The sequence below is a fragment of the Porphyrobacter sp. HT-58-2 genome (assembly GCF_002952215.1).
GTDB lineage: Bacteria > Pseudomonadota > Alphaproteobacteria > Sphingomonadales > Sphingomonadaceae > Erythrobacter.
This window is the reverse complement of the sequence record NZ_CP022600.1, coordinates 2,001,222-2,021,535: the sequence shown is the minus strand read 5'-3', so window position 1 is coordinate 2,021,535 and position 20,314 is coordinate 2,001,222. Positions and strand designations below refer to the sequence as shown.

The 20,314-nt window shown below is 62.3% G+C and carries 18 protein-coding genes and 1 pseudogene; 12 read left to right on the top strand and 7 right to left on the bottom strand.

From position 1 onward, the window contains the following. Positions 1 to 2 precede the first annotated feature (2 nt). The 3 genes from CHX26_RS09565 to CHX26_RS09555 are packed head-to-tail and all read right to left on the bottom strand — an operon-like array spanning position 3 to position 2,224. The gene (locus tag CHX26_RS09565; protein WP_104942170.1) at positions 3 to 302 is read right to left on the bottom strand and encodes a hypothetical protein; all 300 of its coding nucleotides are present in this window, start codon (positions 300 to 302) and stop codon (positions 3 to 5) included. Positions 303 to 304: 2 nt separating this feature from the next. Beyond that, on the bottom strand, positions 305 to 769 hold the full coding sequence (locus CHX26_RS09560) for a hypothetical protein (protein ID WP_104942169.1): 465 nt from the start codon (positions 767 to 769) through the stop codon (positions 305 to 307). A gap of 39 nt (positions 770 to 808) precedes the next feature. Further along, a complete protein-coding gene (locus CHX26_RS09555; protein ID WP_104942168.1) occupies positions 809 to 2,224 on the bottom strand; it encodes a hypothetical protein in 1,416 nt (471 codons plus the stop codon). A gap of 167 nt (positions 2,225 to 2,391) precedes the next feature. Here CHX26_RS09555 and CHX26_RS15705 point away from each other — a divergent pair, with 167 nt between their 5' ends. Then, entirely contained in the window at positions 2,392 to 3,726 is a 1,335-nt protein-coding gene (locus CHX26_RS15705) for a hypothetical protein (RefSeq protein WP_146107709.1), read from the top strand. 96 nt (positions 3,727 to 3,822) lie between these two features. On the opposite strand, the pseudogene CHX26_RS16305 reads toward CHX26_RS15705, so the two are convergent. Continuing rightward, a pseudogene (locus tag CHX26_RS16305) lies at positions 3,823 to 4,009 on the bottom strand (Tn3 family transposase); the annotation flags it as partial. A 338-nt stretch (positions 4,010 to 4,347) separates the two neighbouring features. Here CHX26_RS16305 and CHX26_RS09545 point away from each other — a divergent pair. The 11 genes from CHX26_RS09545 to CHX26_RS09495 all read left to right on the top strand — a co-directional run bounded on the left by CHX26_RS09545 (position 4,348) and on the right by CHX26_RS09495 (position 16,750). Next, on the top strand, positions 4,348 to 4,572 hold the full coding sequence (locus CHX26_RS09545; protein ID WP_104942167.1) for a hypothetical protein: 225 nt from the start codon (positions 4,348 to 4,350) through the stop codon (positions 4,570 to 4,572). Between the two features lie 33 nt (positions 4,573 to 4,605). Then, positions 4,606 to 5,283, top strand: a complete 678-nt coding sequence (locus CHX26_RS09540; RefSeq protein ID WP_104942166.1) for a methyl-accepting chemotaxis protein — start codon at positions 4,606 to 4,608, stop codon at positions 5,281 to 5,283. 441 nt (positions 5,284 to 5,724) lie between these two features. Next, complete coding sequence (locus tag CHX26_RS09535) at positions 5,725 to 7,974, top strand: serine/threonine-protein kinase (protein WP_104942165.1); 2,250 nt, start codon at positions 5,725 to 5,727, stop codon at positions 7,972 to 7,974. A gap of 346 nt (positions 7,975 to 8,320) precedes the next feature. After that, a complete protein-coding gene (locus tag CHX26_RS09530; RefSeq protein ID WP_104942164.1) occupies positions 8,321 to 8,767 on the top strand; it encodes a hypothetical protein in 447 nt (148 codons plus the stop codon). Beyond that, positions 8,764 to 9,174 (top strand): hypothetical protein, encoded by a 411-nt coding sequence (locus tag CHX26_RS09525; RefSeq protein WP_104942163.1) that lies wholly within the window; start codon positions 8,764 to 8,766, stop codon positions 9,172 to 9,174. The genes CHX26_RS09530 and CHX26_RS09525 overlap by 4 nt, the downstream gene beginning before the upstream one ends. Positions 9,175 to 9,206: 32 nt before the next feature. Beyond that, the gene (locus CHX26_RS09520; RefSeq protein ID WP_146107708.1) at positions 9,207 to 10,430 is read left to right on the top strand and encodes a hypothetical protein; all 1,224 of its coding nucleotides are present in this window, start codon (positions 9,207 to 9,209) and stop codon (positions 10,428 to 10,430) included. Continuing rightward, positions 10,427 to 11,557, top strand: coding sequence for a hypothetical protein (locus CHX26_RS09515; RefSeq protein WP_104942161.1), 1,131 nt, complete (start codon positions 10,427 to 10,429; stop codon positions 11,555 to 11,557). Before CHX26_RS09520 ends, CHX26_RS09515 begins: the two co-directional genes overlap by 4 nt. Before the next feature lie 170 nt (positions 11,558 to 11,727). Then, entirely contained in the window at positions 11,728 to 13,203 is a 1,476-nt protein-coding gene (locus CHX26_RS09510; RefSeq protein WP_104942160.1) for a lipase family protein, read from the top strand. 23 nt (positions 13,204 to 13,226) lie between these two features. After that, positions 13,227 to 13,691 (top strand): hypothetical protein, encoded by a 465-nt coding sequence (locus tag CHX26_RS09505; RefSeq protein ID WP_146107707.1) that lies wholly within the window; start codon positions 13,227 to 13,229, stop codon positions 13,689 to 13,691. A gap of 48 nt (positions 13,692 to 13,739) precedes the next feature. Beyond that, positions 13,740 to 14,177, top strand: coding sequence for a hypothetical protein (locus CHX26_RS15700; RefSeq protein WP_146107706.1), 438 nt, complete (start codon positions 13,740 to 13,742; stop codon positions 14,175 to 14,177). Positions 14,178 to 14,548: 371 nt separating this feature from the next. Further along, a complete protein-coding gene (locus CHX26_RS09495; RefSeq protein WP_104942157.1) occupies positions 14,549 to 16,750 on the top strand; it encodes a hypothetical protein in 2,202 nt (733 codons plus the stop codon). Positions 16,751 to 17,206: 456 nt separating this feature from the next. Here CHX26_RS09495 and CHX26_RS09490 read toward each other — a convergent pair whose 3' ends face one another. The 3 genes from CHX26_RS09490 to CHX26_RS15895 all read right to left on the bottom strand — a co-directional run bounded on the left by CHX26_RS09490 (position 17,207) and on the right by CHX26_RS15895 (position 20,085). Then, positions 17,207 to 17,554, bottom strand: a complete 348-nt coding sequence (locus CHX26_RS09490; protein ID WP_257790854.1) for a group I truncated hemoglobin — start codon at positions 17,552 to 17,554, stop codon at positions 17,207 to 17,209. 76 nt (positions 17,555 to 17,630) lie between these two features. Further along, a protein-coding gene (locus CHX26_RS09485) for an IS3 family transposase (RefSeq protein ID WP_104941652.1) occupies positions 17,631 to 18,997 on the bottom strand; the annotation gives its coding sequence in 2 pieces (ribosomal slippage) (positions 17,631 to 18,646 and positions 18,646 to 18,997; 1,368 coding nt in all). A 350-nt stretch (positions 18,998 to 19,347) separates the two neighbouring features. Further along, a complete protein-coding gene (locus CHX26_RS15895; protein WP_172449773.1) occupies positions 19,348 to 20,085 on the bottom strand; it encodes a GNAT family N-acetyltransferase in 738 nt (245 codons plus the stop codon). Between the last annotated feature and the right edge of the window lie 229 nt (positions 20,086 to 20,314).

Here is a 20,314-nt window from a genome sequence, read left to right as displayed (position 1 = left end):
GGTCATTTCTCCTTACGGGCCGGAATGTGGCAACGGTCTGCCGGGCCGGCTGCGTCGATGGTGTAGGTTTCGCTGGATCGCGGGCATTCGGTCGGCATGAAGCCTGCCGCTGCGGGCTTGCCGCTGCGATTGAGGGTCGGCGCGCAGATATCCCGCCCGCTCCGCACCACCAGCCGGTCATGGCTGGCCACCCGGCAAACCGGGGCATGACCGGGCGCGGCCTTCTCCGGCGCAGCGGCCAGCGGCGGCGGCGCGGCCATCAGGACACTGGCCAGCATCACGCAGGCAGCATGGCGGGGCATGGTCAGTTGTCCCTCGCCTTGATGCCCTTGAGCGGCACGTCGACGATGTCCTTGGCTTCGACGTGGCCCCTGAGGGTGATCGCCGGGGCGTCCAGCCGGATCGCGCGTCGGGCATCGATGGTGATTTCCTTGCCCATCAGCGTGATACGATCGAACTGGAGCACCGCGTCAGCCTTGCCGATCCGCGCCAGATTTTGCGTGTCGGGCCGTGCGCGCAGGACCAGCTCGGTTTCGGCAGTGGTTCCCCCGAAGGTCATGGTCCGCCCCTGCCGGGACACCAGCGTTTCGAGCGCGGCGAGTCTTGTCGTCAGCTGATCGACCCGGGCCTGTAGCGCCCGGGCCTCGCTGGCGGCATCGGTCTGGGCTGCTGCCGTGGCCTGCGGCCCGCTCTCGCCAAGCACGAGCCACAGGGCGCAGAGTGCGGTCAGCAGGGCGGCATGGCGCGGCAGATGACGGGCTGGGATCACGACAATGCCTCTAGGTCTATCAGGGCAAGGATGGGCGGATCAGTTGAGCGTTATCGCGGTCGATTCCGCATAGAGTCCGATGTTGCCCCGGCCTTGAGGCGCAACCGAAACCGCCACGTTCTGTCCGGCGCAGGCGGTTGCAGAGACCCGTTCGAGAATCAGCGAGACACGCTGCGCGCCCGCGGGCGGATTGAGGATGCCCGATGCTGCGGTGAAACACGCCCCGCCGGCCCCGGCGACGCTCCATTCGAGCGGGCGGGAGGTGACATCGGAGGGGGCCAGATCAATGTCGAACGCGACCGTTGGGCGGGGCGGCATGGCGGACGAATTACGGCTGAGGCCGCCGGCGGGCCGGATCGATGTCGGCGGTGCCAGCCGCAAGGCGGCGGGCGCGATCCGGGTCACGCCATAGGGCACCGTCGACTGCACCCGCACATCGAGCGTCAGCTGTCGCGAGGCAAAGTTGGTCGCCACCAGCTGGTAATCCTGCACGCCCACCATCCGCATCGCAAAGTCGCTGTCGAGCGAGAACCGCGCCGCGGCCGGATCGCTGGCGGGCCTTGCGCGTGCCCCCTCGCCGCCGCGCACAGAGTAGCGGATCGCCGGGATCTGCGGGGCCGTGGTTGAGGTAATATCAAGCCGGTCATAGACTTGCGCGACCCGGGCAAAGGTCGCGTTGGTGATGCAGTCGCGCACCGCATTGCGATCATCGGGCAGTGTGATCACCAGCCGGTTGCCGACCATCCGGACGTCCCCGCCCCGCCCGGCGATGCAGCCCCTGAGATTGGTGCTGAACTCGCTCCTCGAGCTGCTGCCGGCCGGCCCCTGCGGCGGGACGACGACCCCGGTGGTGCCGCCCCCGCCACAGCTCTGCGAACCCGCACAGCTCTGGCCGCTCCCCACCACCACCGGTCCGGTCGCCCCCACCGCGCCGCCGCCGCCAGCCCCGCCACCACTCCCGCCGGAGAAGCTCTGGCGGTCCCAGCCGAAATTCTGGAACGTGCCGGGCAGGACCGCAGTGACGCGGATGCGGTCGCCGCCGATCCGCAAGGTGTAGTTGCGCTCGGCCGGAGCGCCGACCTCGGGATTGGCGCGGTTGACCGTGAGCCGCAGCTTGACCGAGCCGATCGGCCCGCATTTGCGCGTTACGTTCTGTGCCCCGCCGTGGCGCCTGATAATGGTGTGGCCGCCGCCATTGAACTCGATTTCCTCGTTCTTCACGAGGTCAATGCCGTGGCCCAGGACCTCGATCTCGATGGTCGATCCGGTCGGCACGACAAGCGCCCGGTTGTCGGAGGCCCGCAGCGCCAGCGCGCCGCACTGGTCGACGACATTGCCCGAACCGACCTTTTCGATCCGGTCCCAGCCCGCCAGCGCGGGGGCGGGCATGGCGAGCGCGGCGGTCGCGATGGCCAGAGCACTGCCGGCGCGCAGGGATGCGGGAAGCTTGGTCATGGTCGGTTCCTCACGTCTGGTGTGTCCCCGCCAGTGTGCCGGTCCCGGCGCCGAACGCCATCGCCCGGACGGGCTAGACGGCGGGCTAGTCTGTCTGGGCGATAGCTATGCCGGCGACCGTGGCGTTACAATCACAGGGCCGGCGTGACGCCGCACAGGAGCCTGCCATGACCATTTCCGCAAACCGCCTTCCCGAAGCTTTCGCTGCCACGCTGCTGGCGGGCCTGGCCGTGGGGGCGGTCGATCCCGCTGCGGTGCAGGCGCAAACCGGACCACGCTTTTCCTGCGTGACGGGAACGCTCACGGCGGCCAACACATCCGACACGAGGCCGGTGCCGCGCATCCTGCGCTATGCGGTTGCGCCGGGCACCGATCCGACGCCGGTGGGCGGCCTGCGCGAGACCCGCGCGGCCGAGGTGACGGGCGGCGATGCAACCCGCGGGTGGCTGAGGATCGATGTCCAGTTCGACAGCGCACTTCCCCGCGACTGCGCGCTGCCGCTGCTGCTGACAGTCGCCTCCGACCGCGGAAGTGCAGGCGATCTGGCGGTATCCAACCGGCTTGCCGACATCCTCGACGGGTTCGAGCTAATCGCCGGTCGCCCGCAGACCATGCCGCACCTTGCGGGCGCCATCAGGTTTTCGGGCAGCGGAACCGATACGGCCAGTTTCCGCATTCCAATCCGCGCAACCTCATCGGGCAGGGTCGCCAGCCACGGGCTCAAACTGGTGCTGGCACTGGATTATGCGGGCGGCTTGCCGCTGACGGTCAATGTCGCGCCGCTTCCGGCCTTCAGCGTCATCGCGCCAACCGCGCCGGTTGCCGCCGGGACGACAGCGAATTTCCGGGCGGATCATCCGGTCGCGCTTTTGCCCGGCACCGCGGCTATGCCGGTAACGTTCGCCATGTCGTCGCAATCGCTCGGGCGCTGGCTGTCTCCCAACCCTGCCCGGCCAACGGAAGTTTCAGGCGGGTGGGACACAAGGTTCACGCCGCTCCGGGCCGAGGCCGCACTGGTCGCCGCTGTGCAGCCGCAAGCGTCGAATGGCACGGTCACCGTCAGCTTTGCCGGTCGCACGCAGACGGTGCCGGTCACTATCGCCGCCGCTCCGGCAACGGCCGCTCCCGCGTGCGATCCGGTGTTCGCTGTGACAGCGGTTCCGGGCGGGTTAAGGCTCTCGATGAGTAATAGCGGCGCAGGCTCCTGCCCCGGCTACCGCGTCACACCGCGCATCTTCAGCAAGCTGGCCGCGCCGTTGAAGCCGGTGCAGGCGACGCTCTCGCCCGCGACCGGCCTGAAGCCGGTGACCGGCGCGGCAACCCCCGCGATCAGCACCACCTTCACCTTCGACAAGGCGGCGCTGGCGCAGCTCAAGCCCGGCACGCGGTTCGATTTCGACCTGACGCCCGATGGCGCCAAGGCGGCCGCGGAAACCCAGCGCGTCGGGATCACGCTCAAGGATGCTGACTTGGTGACGATCAGCGGTAAGCCGCTGCGATAGGCATCGGCCTGCGATCAGGAAACTCGCACGACCGGGACAAAAGCAAAGTCCGAGACTGGCGCACAGCGCAAAAGCGTGATTGATCGCCCCGCAGCAAGGTGCCTCGTGCGTCGCGGTCGAGATCACATTGACATGATGCGCGCTGATCGGAGTTTTGGATGTAAAAGCTGAACCCGAAGTCGACACCGTAGCGGGCGTTGATGGCGCCGCCGAATGCGCCGCGCTTGACGCCCCGAAAGAACTGATTGTTGGAGCTCGACGTGGTTCCCGCGCCCCAGAGAGCCATAACCAGGATCGCATGAGGGCCATTCAAGTTGCCCAGCTTTGAGTGAGAGCGAACGTCGGCGAGAGTTGCGCGAATTCACCAAGCAAATTGTACGGCCACCGCGCATGCACCAGCCGATAGCGAAATTCTTTTCCCGGTTTGCTCGCAGGTCCGCGGTCTCGCACCCACCGACGCTGAAGCGATAGCCGAACGCATGCGGCCGAACGCACGTGCACTGGGTATTGGTGCAAATGACGATCCGAAGTGCACGCCGACGATCTTGGTCGCGTTCATATCCCCCTGCTCAGGGGCCGCCGGAGAAATGGCCGTCCGCGGATGCGTCGCAGCTCGCTCATTTGGCCGCCCGCGAGCGTGAGCGGCTGGCCGAGGCCTTTAACACCTCGGTGGCGCGGCTCGAAGGGATGATCGGCGCCGTGCGCGCCACGGCAAGCGGCGTGCGGACGTCATCTGAAGAAATCCGCGCTGCCAGCGAAGACCCCGCCCTGCGCAACGAACAGCAGGCGGCCAGCCTTGAAGAAACCGCCGCTTCGGTAGGCACCACGGTCGGTCTCACCCGCTAGGCCGCCGAGAACGCCCCCGGGGCCAAGCACGCCATTGCTCATACCCACCAGCGCGCCACCGATGGCGGTGAAGTGGTCGGCAAGGCGGTCGCAACGATGGGCGCGATCGAGCAATCCGCGCGCGAAATCACCCAGATCATCGACGTGATCGACGGGATCGCTTTCCAGACCAACCTTCTCGCCCTCAACGCAGGCGTCGAAGCTGCACGCGCGGAAGATGCCGGCAAGGGCTTTGCGGTGGTCGCCAGCGAGGTGCGCGCGCTCGCCCAGCGCAGCGCCGAGGCCGCACGTGACATCAAGGTGTTGATCGACAAGTCCACCGCGCATGTCGGCGAGGGCGTGAGCTTGGTTGGCGAGACCGGCACGCTGCTCGCTGAAATCGTTATGCAGATCGGCGCGGTCACCACCCAGGTCAGTGACATAGCAGAAACCGCCGCGGCGCAGGCGAGCAATCTTGAACAGGTCAATATCGCGGTCGGTACAATCGACCACATGCCTCAACAGAACGCCGCAATGGTCGAACAGGCCACCGCTGCAACCCACAGCCTGTCCAAAGAAGCCCAGTGCCTCGGTGAGTTGGTCGCACAGTTCCGGGTGGGCGGCGGAGGCAAGCTAGCCCTTGACGACGCGCCAGCGCCCGGGCCTCGTGACCGCAAGCCTGCTGTCCCCAAGGCATCACCGCGCCAAGCTGCGCCGTCGCCCAAGTCCTGAAGCGTGACAGGCAACCTCGCCCACACACGAGCGTCCGTCCCCGCGCAAGATGAGCATGACTGGAGCGAAACCTGACCATCGCGGACATTCTGGATTCCACCCACGACCGGCCATAAGCCGGGCCCGCGCGCGATACCAAAAGCGGCGTGGCGGCTTTGCCCCGGTCCTGAAAAATTTCTGCCCATCAGCAACCGACCCAGACGTGGACGTTCACGTGCCCTCAGCAGTGGCCGATCCGATTGGTGACGATAGCGGAAGATGTTCCAACTCCGTCCACCGTGACGAAACTGCTCGCTTCTTTATCAGGTATGCCTGGGAACCCAGGATGCCCTTCAAACCGGCTGGCGCTCAATTTCGTCAAAACAATCAGTTGCTGATTCTGGGCGTTGCGTTGGGCATGCGCGTGGTGCAGGTTTACATGGCCATTTGGGGGTATGAGCCATGAAGGTCGACTGGGGTGCTGTTGTCAGGGCAATCGCGGCGGAAGACAGCAGCGGCCGGGGTGATCCCTCGCCTGATCTGGCCTCTCTCGCCGATACCGATCCTGCCGGAGCGATGGCGCTGTCGGCGCACCTTGCGGTGACCGGCGATCTGACCGGCTTCATGTCGACCCGTGCGCCCGAGGCCGATCCCGATCCCGGCGAAGGCCCGGGCGGGCCACCGCCTGAGCGGGTCGGGGCGTGGAAGCTGGCTGAGCGCATCGGGTCTGGCGGGATGGGGCAGGTCTGGCTCGTCCGGCGCGATGACGGGGTCTATGACCAGATTGCGGCCATGAAGCTGGTCGCCAGCCCGGCTGCGATGGTGATGGACCGCTTCAGGGACGAGCGGCAGCGGCTGGCCCGGCTCGATCACCCCAACATTGCCCGCATCATCGATGGCGGCGAAGACACGGCGGGCCGGCCTTTCATGGTCGTCGAATTCGTCGAAGGCGCTCCGATCGCAGACTGGTGCGCTGGTCGTGGGTGTGATCCCAGGACGCGGGTAAGGCTGCTCGTCGACCTTTGCGATGCGCTCGCCCATGCCCATGCCCGGCTGGTGCTGCACCTCGATATCAAGAGCGCCAATGTGCTGGTCAACAGCGATGGCCAGTTGCGGCTGATCGACTTCGGGATAGCGGCACTGATCCCGGAAGCGGCCATGGCAGACACGCACCGGCAAGGGCGGGCGCTGACCCTGGTGACAGCCGCGCCCGAACAGCTCGAAGGCGAAGCTGTGAGCGTTGCGACCGACATTTTTCAGGTTGGTATGCTGGCGCACCTGCTGCTGGTCGGGCGACTGCCTGAACGTCAGGCCGATGGATCGGTGGTGATTGCTGCACAGGCGCTGGGCAATCCCGATCTTGCGGCAATCATCGCCCGGGCCACAGCCTTTGACCCAGCCAACCGCTATGCCTCGGTCGATGCACTGGGGGAGGATTTTACGCGTTTTCTGGACGGCTTCGTCGTTTCCGCCCGCCCCGTTGCACCTTTGGCGCGGCTTGGGAAGCTGATCGCGCGGAACAGGCTTGCCTCGGCGATGGGCGCACTTGCCGCGGCGGCGCTTGTCGCGGGTCTTGTCGGGGTGAGCGTGTTTGCGCTGCGGGCCAGCGAGGAGGCGGAGGCGAACCGGATTGCCAAACTGAAGGGTGCAGACAGCATTGAACTCTATGAGACCTTCAACGCTGGCTTCAATAGATTTATTGCCTCGGTTGATCCGAACTCGTCAGTAGGCCAGCAAATCTTTGGCTCCATGCATGCGCTCGAGCAGTCGGCGGAGGAGGTTGAGGCGAGCGATCCTCAAAAGGCCCTCGAGATCTACGTTTTTCTCGCCGAGGTCTATGGGGATGCCGGGCAGGACGAAGCTGCAAGCCGTATTGGTCGGAAGCTTGCTGCGCTCAACTCGGAACTGAGCTATGCCTCTGCCTTCACGCTCCTGAGCCTGCTGCACCTTTCGAGCGGCTATGTCGAACCGTCGGAGGTAATCGCCTTGTCGGATCGGCTTGATGGCTTTTTCTCGTCGGATCCGGAGTTGCGCACCTTTGACCGCGCATTGAACAGATGCGTTCGGGCAAAGATCACCCGATCAAAGGATGACTCGCGTCTGTGCCTCGATCTTGCTGACGATCACCTGCAGACCATCGACCGCGAGAATTATGGGGAGATCGCGGGCAATCTGACCCTTATTGCCTATGCGGCCGACAGTGCGCTTGAACTCAGGGACTTTACGAAGAGCAAGATGCTGGTCGGACAAGCCCTCGATTTCTACGATTCCGAGCAACGACCTGCGAGCGCATCGGAGGCGGTATTCTGGTTGCAGCTTTCCGAAATCGCCCAGCTGGAGGAGGACTGGCAGGGCTCCCTGAAGCATTTGGGCGCGGCCCGCACGGCTCTCGGCGATGAGCCCGGTATCGAATATCTCGAGGTAGCGATAGGCCTCGAGAGTGCGCAAACGCTGATTGCCCTTGAACAGTTCGCCGAGGCTGAAGCGGCAGCAGGCGCTGCGGTAAGGCTGGGCGAGCGGCTGTGGGGTCCAGATCACTTTCAGCTGCGCGAAATCAACGCGCAACTTGCTATGGCTGTGGCGGGACAGGGCGAGAAACGCCGGGCAGCCCAAATGCTCGAAGACATCATTAGGAGTGAGCGGTCTGCCGAGAACCACCCTGAGGCCATCGCGGCATATAGCGCCATGTTGAAGAAGATCGCCATGAACTAGGGCGAAATCGCGAATGGCCTCGCACGGGCGAGGCATGCGCCCCATCGCCCGCCGTCGCCGTGTCCGCGCGATGTTGATCAGTCCGGGATGAAAGGCGCTGACAAGCTCATTCGTCGGCAAGTTATTCCGCGCGCTCTAACCTTCGGAAAGTGCGTCGCTGCCGCCGTGCATGGCCTTTCAGCAATCGCACACAACAGGCCCGTGCCAATGCGCTTTGCCGGCAGGCATGGAATGAATCTGCAAGACTGCAAACTTTTTGGCCGGATTTTCCGCATCCCTACGTGAAGTCAGACGCAAACGCTCTGGAACTGCCTGGAGCGATACTCTGCCACCAAGGGGGAAGCACATGTCCGCCATTTTCATCAAATCCGGGCGAACGGCAATCTTGATAAGCGCAACGCTAGCCGCGCTCATTCTTGCGCTTTCGGCGCCAGCAAATGCGCAAGGACTGCTGGGCCGGATCGGTCGCGCGCTGGAGCGCATCGAGCAGAAGACAACAGAGATCGAGAACAACGCCGCTACCCTCGAACGCTCGGTAACGCAGGTCAAGCAGGCTGCTGACGGAATTGACCGCACGGTGGAAACGGCTGGCGCCCTGTTTAGCGCTGACGGCGATGGCGACGATCAGGCCGACATGCCAGGCGATACTGGCGCCATGCAGACGACCGAGGCGTGGCAAGCGGAAGAAGCCGCGATGATGCCGGGTCAGCCGCCTGCAGTCGAGGCAGCAGACGCGGTTCAACCTGTGCCACAGGATACGGTTTCCCCCAGCAAGAAGGAGCCACGCCGATGATCCGCGTGATCCACCTGATCCGCTGCGTGGGCGGCGTGACGGCGCTCGCCCTTGCGGTGCCCGTGATTGCTCAGGAACGCGCACAGCCGCCGGTCGATCCTGCCGAGGCAACTGCCACTAGCGGCACGACCGATCTGGGTCAGCCTGAGGACCCGGCGGCCAAGCGCGGCTTCATTCGCCGTCAGGTTGGCCGGATCGACAACCCCGACAAGGCACCGGATAATGCCAAGCCGCTTCCGCAACCGGCCAAGCCGGGCGAGCGACAGGGCTTTATTCGTCGTCAGGTCGGCCGGATCGACAACCCGGATGCGCGCAGGGGCCAACCCTTGACCTCGCCTGCGCCAGCCCCGGGCAGCACGCAGCCACCGCAGTCCGACGCTCCGCAATCCCGCTCGCCTCGGGGCTGAAGTGCCACGCCAGCATCACAAGAGGAAATCCCATGCCTAGCAATTTCCAGTCAGCTGCAAGCATCGTCTGCGTGGCCTTTGCCGTCAGCGCCGCGCCCGTTGCGGCCCAGCAGTGGCAGGGGGCCTGGAGCACCACGTTCGGTCAGGTCCGGCTGATCGAGGATGATGACCATGTTTATGGTGATTATGGTGACGGCACCATCGAAGGCATCATTGATCGTTCGACGGGTCGGCTGCGCGCAGTGTTCCGCAACGCCGATGGTCGCAGCGGCTATGCCGAGTTGAAGCTGAGCGCCAACGGCACCTTCGCCGGGGCCTACAGCTGGGAGAACGAAGCGCTGCCGCGGTTCGATGCAGGTGTGGCGGCGCGCAAATGGACCGGGAACCGCACGGCCGCCGCAGCGCCTCCGATCCGCAATTTCCGTCTGCCTGCCAACCGCTCTGCCTTCGTTAGCGGGGCAAGCGCCAAGTATCGCGGGTGGATCAATGGCTTCTCAAGCGTGACAACGGTGACCGGCAGCCAGCGGACATCGAACCAGCAAGGCTCATCCAACACCGCGACCGGCACCGTGAGGGTAACGCCCACCCCGGCGCCAACTCCGACACCAACGCCAAGCGCATCCGCCGCCGTGAACCCGCTGGTACGCAAGTTTCCGAAGCTCAGGGATTACCCCGCCGATTTCGTGCCGCGCAGTGTCGAGATCGATCTGCGTCAGATAGACTTCATGATCAACGTGCCGAACATGTTTACAGAGGGACAGGGCACGGCTGCCGAGATCTACGGCACTTATGGCATCTATGCCTACTGCGAAACGGCTAGCAGCAGCCGTCCCCTTCCGCCGATGGCAGGCGCAAAAAATCGGGTCTTCGACAGACCTCGATCCAGCCCCGCACGAGTTGGAGGCCAGAGTAACGGGCCAGTTGTTGATGCCAACCAAGGCATCCGACGCTTTGCGCTAGACCAGCAATGCATGAACACCCCCGGCGCCCGCTTTGCCATTCAGGTGCAGACCAATCTTAACGAAGCAGAGTTGATCCCGGCGCGCGATCACAAGTTCAGTTATCGCGCCTTCAAGTTTTATCTGGACCAGATGCCGAACTCAAATTCGAATGCTTTTGTTCAGAACAGCACTACCGAGAGCACTACTCTGACAACCTATCGCGATTCTCCGCGTGAAACGCGAGTATTTCTATACCAATACGACGGGGTCATGCGGCGCATCACTTTGTCGGGAAGGGTGAGGTTCCTGCCATGAGCGCGCTTCATGTGTTCGCACCGGCCGCGATCATTATCGCCGCCGCCGTCAGCGCCGCGCCGGTTTCCGCTCAGCAGTGGAGCGGCACCTGGAACACCCGGTTCGGCGAGTTCCGCCTGATCCAGGCCGGCGATTATGTTTATGGCGACTATGGCGAGGGCACGATCGAGGGGATCATCGATCCGCGCACCCGTCGGCTGCGGGCGCGGTTCGTCAATCCCAATGGGTCGACCGGCTATGCCGAACTGCTGATCCAGCCCGACAACGTGATGTTTGCGGGGGCCTTTCGCTGGGAAAACGAAGCGCTGCCGACCTATGAAGACAGCGCGCCTGACCGCCGCTGGGCTGGACGCCGCACCTCGAGCACCGCCCCGGCGCGCACCCGCGTCGCCAGCGGCCGCACCCGCGCCGCCTTCATCGCGAGCGCTCCGCCTAAATATCGCCAATGGATCGGCGCCAACACCGCCGCCGCGTCGAGCACGGCAGCAGCGCAGACTGCCGCAAAGCCACTCGCCGAGCGGTTTCCGGCGTTGAAAGACTACCCGGCCAGTTTTCGACCACGATTCCTTGAAGTCGATCTGACAGGGTGGATGTTCTCTGGAAACTTGTTTGAAGGCTCCGCTGTCCCCACGCGCGCCGCGTTTTTGTACGGGACGCTCGGTCTCTACGCCTATTGCGAAACCGCTCAGGGGACCCGCGCGCTCGCAGTTTTCGGCAACGCACCAAACCGCGTGCTTGATCTCCCTCGTGATCGGGCGGAGAGAATTGCCAGTGTCGCTGCTAGCACTACCGCCATTGATCGAAACAAAACTCGTCGAAAATTTATACTCGATGAAAATTGCTTGAATGACAATGACTCAAAAATATCCGTTCAGTGGCAATCAAACTTGACGGAACGCAATTCTATTCGATCCAGAGATAATGATTACGGCTTTAAGAGCATGAAGATATATCTCGATCAATTGCCTCCAAGGACGCCTTATCGGATAACGTTCGAAAACGGATCATCATCCAACTACATCAAATCTGCATTCGTCGCGCAAGGATTCGGGCATACCTACACATGGTCACAAGCCAGTAAAAGCGAATGGATCGATATCAAAGGCACTATGATATTTACAAATTAATACTGCAAAAGACATATTCGCCGGCAATTCTACAGGCCAATTCGTTCTGACCATGCATTCAGCTTGCGACCCGATATTATGAGAGCAACCGTCAAAGAGCTCGATTTTGCGACGTTTTCCGAAGCGCCCAGTGCCCTCTCTGACTGGAAAACATTCCAAGGATTGACACCATGTCTCGCTTCCGTTCGTTCTTCCTGATCGGCCTCACGCTGCTCTTTGCCCTTGGCGCGGCACCGGCCCGCGCGCAGGACTGGCAGGGGGCATGGGATACGACCTACGGCCAGCTGCGGCTGATCCAGGACGGCGATCATATCTTCGGCGATTATCGCGATGGTACCATCGAAGGTCTGGTCGACCAGTCGACGGGGCGGGTCCGGGCGATCTTTCGCAACCCTGACGGCGGTGTGGGCTATGCCGAATTGCAGATGCACTCCGACCGACGGCGGTTCGCCGGTGCCTGGCAGTGGGAAGCTGCGGCTTTACCGGTCCATAATTCCGGAGCCGACGACCGCCGGTGGACAGGCTTGCGCACGGCTCCGACGCCCCCGCCAATCGTCAATTTTCGTCTCCCCGGCAATCGCTCCAGCTTCATCAACGCAGCCCCGGCCAAGTATCGTCAGTGGATCACCGGCTTCAGCCGACCCGCACAAACCCAGTCCGGTGCTTCTGGCAATCCCGCCAATAAGGTTGACAACAGTCATGGCCTCGAATTCCGCCCCGATCTGACCCCGGCAAAGCTTGCCACGGCATTTGAAATGCAGCGCCATGTACGCGCCGTGTCGCAGCGGGGCACCGCCCGGATCAGCGGCGAGACGGCCGCAGCAGACGCCTACCGTGATCTGGGCTGGCAACTGCTCGGGCAGGGCATCATCACTGACGGGGGTCGGCGCGACTCACTCCTCCGCGCCGCCGTGGCCAAGAAGGGCAATGCGATCGTTGTTGCCTTCCGAGGGACCAAAGGGGACAGTTTTCGCGATACTGTCACCGCAGCGATAATGCTGGATGGCGACATTGAGCAAGTCCAGCCGTCCTTCATCCCCACGGCGCTGCGTGGCCAGGCTCAGGTGCATGCAGGCTTCCAGCGCAGCTATCTGACGCTGCGCACACAGGTACTGGCAGGCCTGAACGGTCAGAAGGGGGTGCACCTGTTCCTGACTGGCCATAGCCTTGGCGGTGCGATCGCGCAGTTGATGGCCTATGATTTGGCCACCAATCGCAAGGCTGACTTTGCCAGCATCACCCTCATCACCTCTGGCGCGCCACGGGTCGGCAATGTTGCATTCGCCAATGCGCTCGAGCGCGCGGTTCCCGATAACTTGAGGATCGTCGTCAATCACGATCCCGTCCCGGCGGTGCCTTACATCGGCGGACTGTACCGCCACGCCGGACGCCTGCTTGTGATCGGAAAGGACGACGGGGTGCTCGTGCAGCACGATGACATGGATGTGCGCGGCAATGCGGTGCAGTTCGGTTTTCACAACAACGAGGCCTACTACGAAGCGGTCCGCAAACTGCGCGACCGTGCGCCGCGGGAACGCGTGCTCAATCCCAACGGCAACAGCTGGGCGAACGCGGCCGCAGACAGGGAAGTCACGTTGTCCGAGCGCCCGGTAGCCGACGGCTTGATAAGGCGAATTCGTCGTTGAACCAGTTAGCAAGGAGAACTGCCATGTCCAATTCAACAAGACAAATCGTGCCCGCCTTCGCGCTATTGCTCGCTGCTTGCGGCGGGGCCGAGGCTGCGGGAGACGGCGCCGGCAGCGCGAACGCTTCTTCAGGGCAGAGCGCACCTTCGGGCACGTCCCTACCCGCCAACCTGCCCGAGTTCGCACCGCCCTTCCCCGGGGCCACAGTCGATGGCAAGCAACTCAACGCAAGCAAGCCGGAACAGGGCGTGGTGACCTACACCGCCAGCGCCAAATCGGCCGAAGTGGTTGCCTTTTACCGGGCCAAGGGCGAGGCTGCAGGTCTCACGGTGCAACAGGAAATCGATCAGGGCGAAAGCCGGTTGCTGGCAATGATGCGGCGTCCGGCCAGCGGGCCCGCCGTAACCTTGCAGGTCAACGTGATGCCGACCATGACCGATCCGTCCAAGGTGCACATCAGCGTTGGCTATGTTGGTGAGCCACGTTGATCCCATTGCCCAGCATCGTCGTCACGAGAGATTCACCAAGCAGGACGCATGACCATGAAGCCACTATCCTTACTCGGCCTTATCGCTTTCGCCTCGGCTGTAACTGCTTGCGATGCTAGTGCCGTTGATGCGGAGACCAGCGGGACCGCTGCCGAGGCCGTGCTCGGCCCATCCTCCGGCAATTTGCCGCCATTTGCTCCGCTTTACCCGCAAGCCGAGGTGACAAGTACAAAGAAGATGGGTGTTGATCCCAATGACGGGATTGTCATCTTCACCGCCGCAGCGACGATTGACGAGGTGCTCGCGTTCTACCGTGAGCGCGGGGCGGAGCACGATCTGATCGTTCATGTCGAACAGCAGCAAGGCTCCAGCCAGATCCTTGGAATGGAAGGGCGCACCAACAAGGACACTGGATTTCAAGTTACTGTCGGCCCACTGGCCGGTGCTCCGGGAAAGGTACGTGTCACGCTGGCCTATCTGAATTGAAGAATACGCATGCCAGGGTCCTCAAGCTCAGACGACCTGCGGCGGCAGTGATGGAGCTCCTGTCGGTCCCACGAACTGCCCTTTGCAAGGGTGCTCCGAGATGCATGAACGCAGCCTTCGCCTATCCACCCAATCCCGGTCATTAGCAGTGACCCGGCTCGATCCCAACAGCGGCATGGCGGCTTTGTCCCGGTTCTGAGAAATTGCCGCCCTTCAGCAACCGACCCCATAGCGGTCGTTCAAGGGTGCCCCCGAGTGGCGAAAAGCGGACGTAGCTTTTGCGGGAAACGGGCCATCAAAGTGCAACATACGCAATGCCTTAATGCTTGCATGCTATGTGGCGCCGCTGATTTTGGTAACGGGCGCTACCCATGAACGACAGACAAACGATAGCTTTCAAGCATCTCGTGGAGCGTGGGTTTTCTTCTGACGCGTATGAAACGGGCCATGCGCCCTATGACGCTTTCATTGCGGCCGCGTTGCGATGGGAGGGGAGCGTTCGCGCGCTTGAAGAAGTGGCAGGGTCCAATCCTGCTGCCATTGCTGCGCACGTTCCTTTGATCGCGCAATTCGAACACGAGGACGGTGAGAGCATCGGCCTTGCCTTGTGTATCAACGCCTATGTCATGCCAAATAATACGCTCGGTTGGAGCGACTGGCAGTCAGGCAGCAGTATGCATGGGCTCGACGCATATTTTCACCATTTTGCGATTGCTCTTCCCCATGCACGGATCGATGCACGAAATTGTTGTGCGCTACTGAACGAGATTCCGGAGGCACTGCATCGGGATGACATGCGGACATTTGAAACCGTCTTTTTCAATTCCTTCCCAAACGACGTTCCCTCCGAGCTTCGGGATACGCTGGAGACGTTTCTTGAAGGCTTCTTCGAAAATGTCGTGATGACTTCATCCGAACTGCCCGAGCTCATTGCGCGCCATGCGCGGCTGTGGACGCACTTAGGCAACGACCTGATGCAATTGCATTTCTATCGGATGCGCCAACAGATGCTCGATCTGATCGAGAAACGCACGCGCCGCCTCCACTCTCGACTTGGTGCCAGTTACCGGCAAATCGCCGCCCAAGCCGTTCCGCGCATGCTGAGCTTGCCGCAATCAGCGCGATCCGAATTTCAGAGCCGGGTCGCCGCGGCATCGCCCGGTGAACGTGGAGAACTTGTTGCCGATGCATGCCGGGTTATATTGGCATCGGACAACGGCGATCCATGGCTGTACGCTGTCGAATCCGTCCAAATGCGTGATTTTCAGCTCCGGCTTGACGATCTGATCGCGCCGCTGCGCATGCCCATGGAACTTACGGCAGAACAGGCCGTCACCATCCTGCAGTACATGGCACAGTATTGCAGCCGTTACGCTTCAAACCGCGCGACGTTTGAATATCGTCTTGCCAATGCTCTTGCACAGGCTCTGCCTGTGGGCCGCGCAGACCTCGAACGCCTGGTGAAGTTGACGGATTATGAAACCGATCAATCCACCAAGGATGTCCTGATCGATGCTCTTCGGGGCAAACGGCGAAGCGTCGCAGCACGTGTGCTTCGCCGGGCCTTTCCACGGTTGTTCAAAACCCATGACCTGCCGGAAATGTGGGAAGATTGGATCGCGGATAAACGTCGTGAGCTGCTTCATGAGCTGGAAACGCGTCCGAGCCTGGGTGTTTCAGGCACCATGGAGAAGAACTATGGCGACTGGCAAATCATGCGAGGACAAGCCTATGATCTGGACGTGGTCGGCTATGCCAAGAGGATAGCGCTGGCACAGTCCTCTGGCGCCCGCATCGACGGGTGGTTCGACGACTTGCGCGCGTTGTGCTCGCTAATCGAGTCCAACCGGGATGCCCTCGCTGACGCGGTTGCGGCCGACGTCAGAAGCCCGAATGCGGATCGTCCAGAAGGACGTGCCCCAGGTCCCGCCGGTGAGGGTGACTGCCCGTCACTCTTTGGAATACGCGGTGAGCCGGATGCCAAGACGCTCCTGGCTTGCGAGGACGCAACGCTCGCGGCGCTAAGCAAGCTTATCGCCCGCATCGACCTCTGCAAAAGGCATTCCGACCTCGCGACATTCGAGCAACTGGTCTGTGATCGAACCAGGATGCGGTACATCAAGGACGAAAACCAAAGCATTTTTGAATGGAACATCGATCAAGCCACGCAGGGGGGAATTCCTTCGGCGCTGCTCGAAAGGCTGGACGGGTTCGACTACGAATTGCTGGGCGGCCCCTACATCGAGGATACGGAACCTGCATTCACCGAGTATGAGTTCGAAGCCTGGCGTGCTTGTATCCATTCGCTCGCCAGACTGTCGGCGGGACGGGCGGGACCGGGACTGGAGAAAGTCGCGCTCAAGGTGTTCGGGGCAGAGCTAGATCCCGAGCGCAATGACTACGCTTACGCTCCAAAGGGCTTTGGCCAGGACAAGCTCGCCGATGCTGTCATGCGAACGCTCAGAGCTATTCCTGACGGTGTAGGAATACCGACGATCAGACGCCTGCAGGAAAGGGCTCGTACGGCCCGGCTGAAGGATCGATTTGCCTATCTCGAGACGCTTGCGTCCTAGTGGGAGCAAATGAGCTTCGCGTCCGCTTTCGTGACGCTGGAAAGCCGCCAGTCCACTCCCCACCCACCACCGGCCATGAGCCGGGTCGCAGCGCGATCCTGAAAGCTGCCCGGCACATTCAGCGGTCTGGCCGCCGAAAGCTGAAATTCTCCAAACGACCCATTGCGGTCATGCGAACGTGGTCTAAAGTGGTGCCCTCGGACGTAGTAATGACATGCTGGGGGGATGCGGCGTGGATAAGAAAAACATCGGATTGGCCGCAGCGCTTGTAGCTGTCTTTCTAGGCTGTTTGGTAGTCTTCAACGTCATTTAAGCGGGGCGGCTTGATATCCGCGATCCACCCAACTGCGGCCATATGCAGGGCTGATGCGCGATTACGAGAGCGGTAGGGCCGGCTTGCACCGGCCAAAGAAATCCTGCCGGTCGGGAAGCGACCCGGAGCGGGCAAAATCGGCCTTAGCGTGTCACCACCTCGCGCGACATCGGCGCGAGCTTCGCGAGCAGACGGTTCTGCGCGGCGAAGGGAACGTTGGCCTCGCGCATCGCGGCCTGCAGGTTCTCGACCAGTGCGTTCATATCGGCTTTGGTCACGCCCATTTCGGCGTGGGAACTGCGCATGTCCCGCCCGCTGTAATCGCATTCCGCGCCGAGCAAATAGCAGAACTGTTCGCCGAGCGTGCGCTTAAGGCGCGCCATGTCATGGCTGGCAAAGATCGCCGCGATGCGCGGATCGGCCTCGCTGAGCTCGACCGTGCGCTCAGCAATGCGGCGGATCCCCTCACGCCCCCCGAATACTTCGACCAGCCTGTCCGTCGTCAGAACATTTGGCGCAACTCGCGGCGTAGATTAGCGGAGAGCGGGCCTCGTCTGGGGGTTGATGTTAGGCGGCGAGCTTGCGGTGCTGCAAGCGCCGATGTTCGATGGTCTGTCGCTTGATCCTTTCACGCTGTTTGATGATCGCCGGAGCCCTACCGAAGTAGGCGTCGGCGGGCGTCACGTTGGCCAGGCTTTCGTGGTAACGCTGGTGGTTGTAGTGCTCGACGAAGGCCTCGATCTGGGCCTCGAGGTCGCCGGGCAAGAAGTAGTTTTCCAAGAGGATGCGGTTTTTCAGGGTCTGGTGCCAGCGCTCGATCTTGCCCTGGGTCTGAGGGTGGCACGGTGCTCCGCGCACGTGGCTCATCTCGTTGGCCTCGATGTATTCCGCCAGTTCACCCGCGATGTAGCTGGGACCATTGTCGCTGAGCAGCCTGGGTTTGTGCAGCACCGTGGCGCTGTCGCAGCCGGAAGCTGCCAGGGCGAGGTCCAGCGTCTCGGTCACGTCTTCGGCCCGCATGTTGGTGCAAAGCTTCCAGGCGATGATGTAGCGCGAGAAGTCGTCGAGCACGGTGGAGAGATACATCCAGCCCCACCCTATGATCTTGAAGTAGGTAAAATCGGTCTGCCACATCTCGTTCGGCCGGGTGGTCTTGGTGTGGAACTGATCGGCGGCCTTGATCACCACATAGGCCGGGCTGGTGATCAGGTCGTGGGCCTTCAGCAGACGGTAAACCGTGGATTCCGACACAAAGTAGCGCTTCTCGTCGGTAAACCGCACCGCCAGCTCGCGCGGTGACAGCTCGGACTGTTCCAGCGCCATCTCGACGATCTGGTCCTGCACCTCGGGTGCAATGCGGTTCCACACCCGGCCCGGCGCCGATGGCCGGTCTTCCAGCGCCTCCGGCCCGCCCTCAAGGTAGCGGTCATACCAGCGGTAGAACGTCCGGCGGGCGATGCCGAGCTGGTCCAGCGTGCGCTTGGCAGGCAGATGCGATTGCTCGACGATCCTGATGATCTCGAGCTTCTCGGATGCGGGATACCTCATTCGTCGCCCTCCCCATCCGCAATCATGCTTTTTTTCAGCAGCCGGTTCTCGAGCGTCAGATCGGCGACGCATTCCTTCAAAGCGCGGGCTTCGCGTCGCAGATCCTGCACTTCGCCAGTGGTCGCGGCACGGGCAGTGTCACCGGCCAGGCGGCGCTTGCCCGCTTCCATGAACTCCTTCGACCAGGTGTAATACAGGCTCTGAGCGATGCCTTCCTTGCGGCACAGCTCGGCAATGCTGTCCTCGCCACGTAGCCCGTCGAGCACGATGCGGATCTTGTCTTCGGCCGAGAAATGGCGACGGGTTGCACGCCGGATGTCCTTCACGACCTTCTCAGCAGGGGCCTTTGTGGGAGGGGATTTTTTCAAGGAGGGTTGGGTCTTCATCTTCGTTCCTTCGTCACTACGACGAAGCCCCAACCCTCCTTAAATCACAACCTCAAATCTGTGCCATTGGTGCTGACGGGGGACACTTGGTAATGAGTTTTAACTCAACCAAAATCACATGTATCGCGGGTCCCCAGGTGCACATGCCTCTGAGATAATCTTTTGATCTGCTCTAACGCGCCCGCCTGCCCTGCCCCCGTCATTTACCATATGGGGCTGCTCTCCAAAGCGGATCGGCAACCTCAGCTACTTTCTTTGACAGGGCCCGATACTCTGGATCGGAACTTGTCCTTGTTTTCATGTGTTTCCAGGATTCCGTTCGGCTGATGGGTTGTCGGCATTCGTGCCCATCATCCATTGAGGACGGCGATCACCGTGTTTGTGAGGGCTGCGGAGATCCCAAAGGCGCCCGCCACCCTCACAAGTGGGCTCCACACCGAAGCGCGGTTCGCATGATGAGCGCTTCCCGACCGTGCGCGAGGCCCCTGTTCGGAAAGCTCCGTTCCCCAAACCCTGCTAAAAGCCTTGGCAATCAGTGGGTTTCGCACAAACAGCAGGTCATGTAGCTCATAGGCATTCGCCGCGCCCATTTCGCGCTTATAGCCGCTATCGCCTGCGCCCAAGTCCAAAAAGGCTTGTCCGGCTGCAATGGCGTCGGCCATTACGCGATAGTTCACCATCGTGCCGACGTGATAGTCCGAGTAGCTTTCGACATAGCTGCCAGCAATGCCATATCGCCGCGGCCCATTGTCGAGATCGAAGCAGAAGGCAATCGGACGATCATCGAGAATGAGAATTGTGGCGCACAGCATCTCGGCAAGAATGGGATCGGCCAGCGCCTGCAACCACTGGCGACGCTGCTGCGGGTGAAGAAACTTGGCATCACCGCCGTCGGTTTCACGGGCGATCCAGCTTTCTGCCTCGATTTGACCGAGCTGCTCCAGCACTCGCTCATTCCAGTCCGCCCCGCGTACATGACGCCAGGAAACCTTCCCCAAAGCTGCAAGATTTCGGCTATAGCGACGCAGGCGCTTGGCCGTTGAGGCGCGCGGCCACCCCGCCTGCGCGGCGGCTGCGAGATCAATCACCCAAACCGATCCCGCAGGACGCACAAGTACGGTCCAGCCGGCTAACTTGGCAGCCTGGCCCAACAGCGCAGCAGACGGATCATCGCCACGCACAGGCCCAAGTCGCCAGGCGCTGCCCAAAGCACGGGCTCCGCGCCCCTTGAACAGCGGCACCAGCTGCCGCGGGTCCAGACCCGCCGAAAGCGCGACGCCACGGTGGGGCCAGTAGCTCCCGGGAACCTTGCGCGCG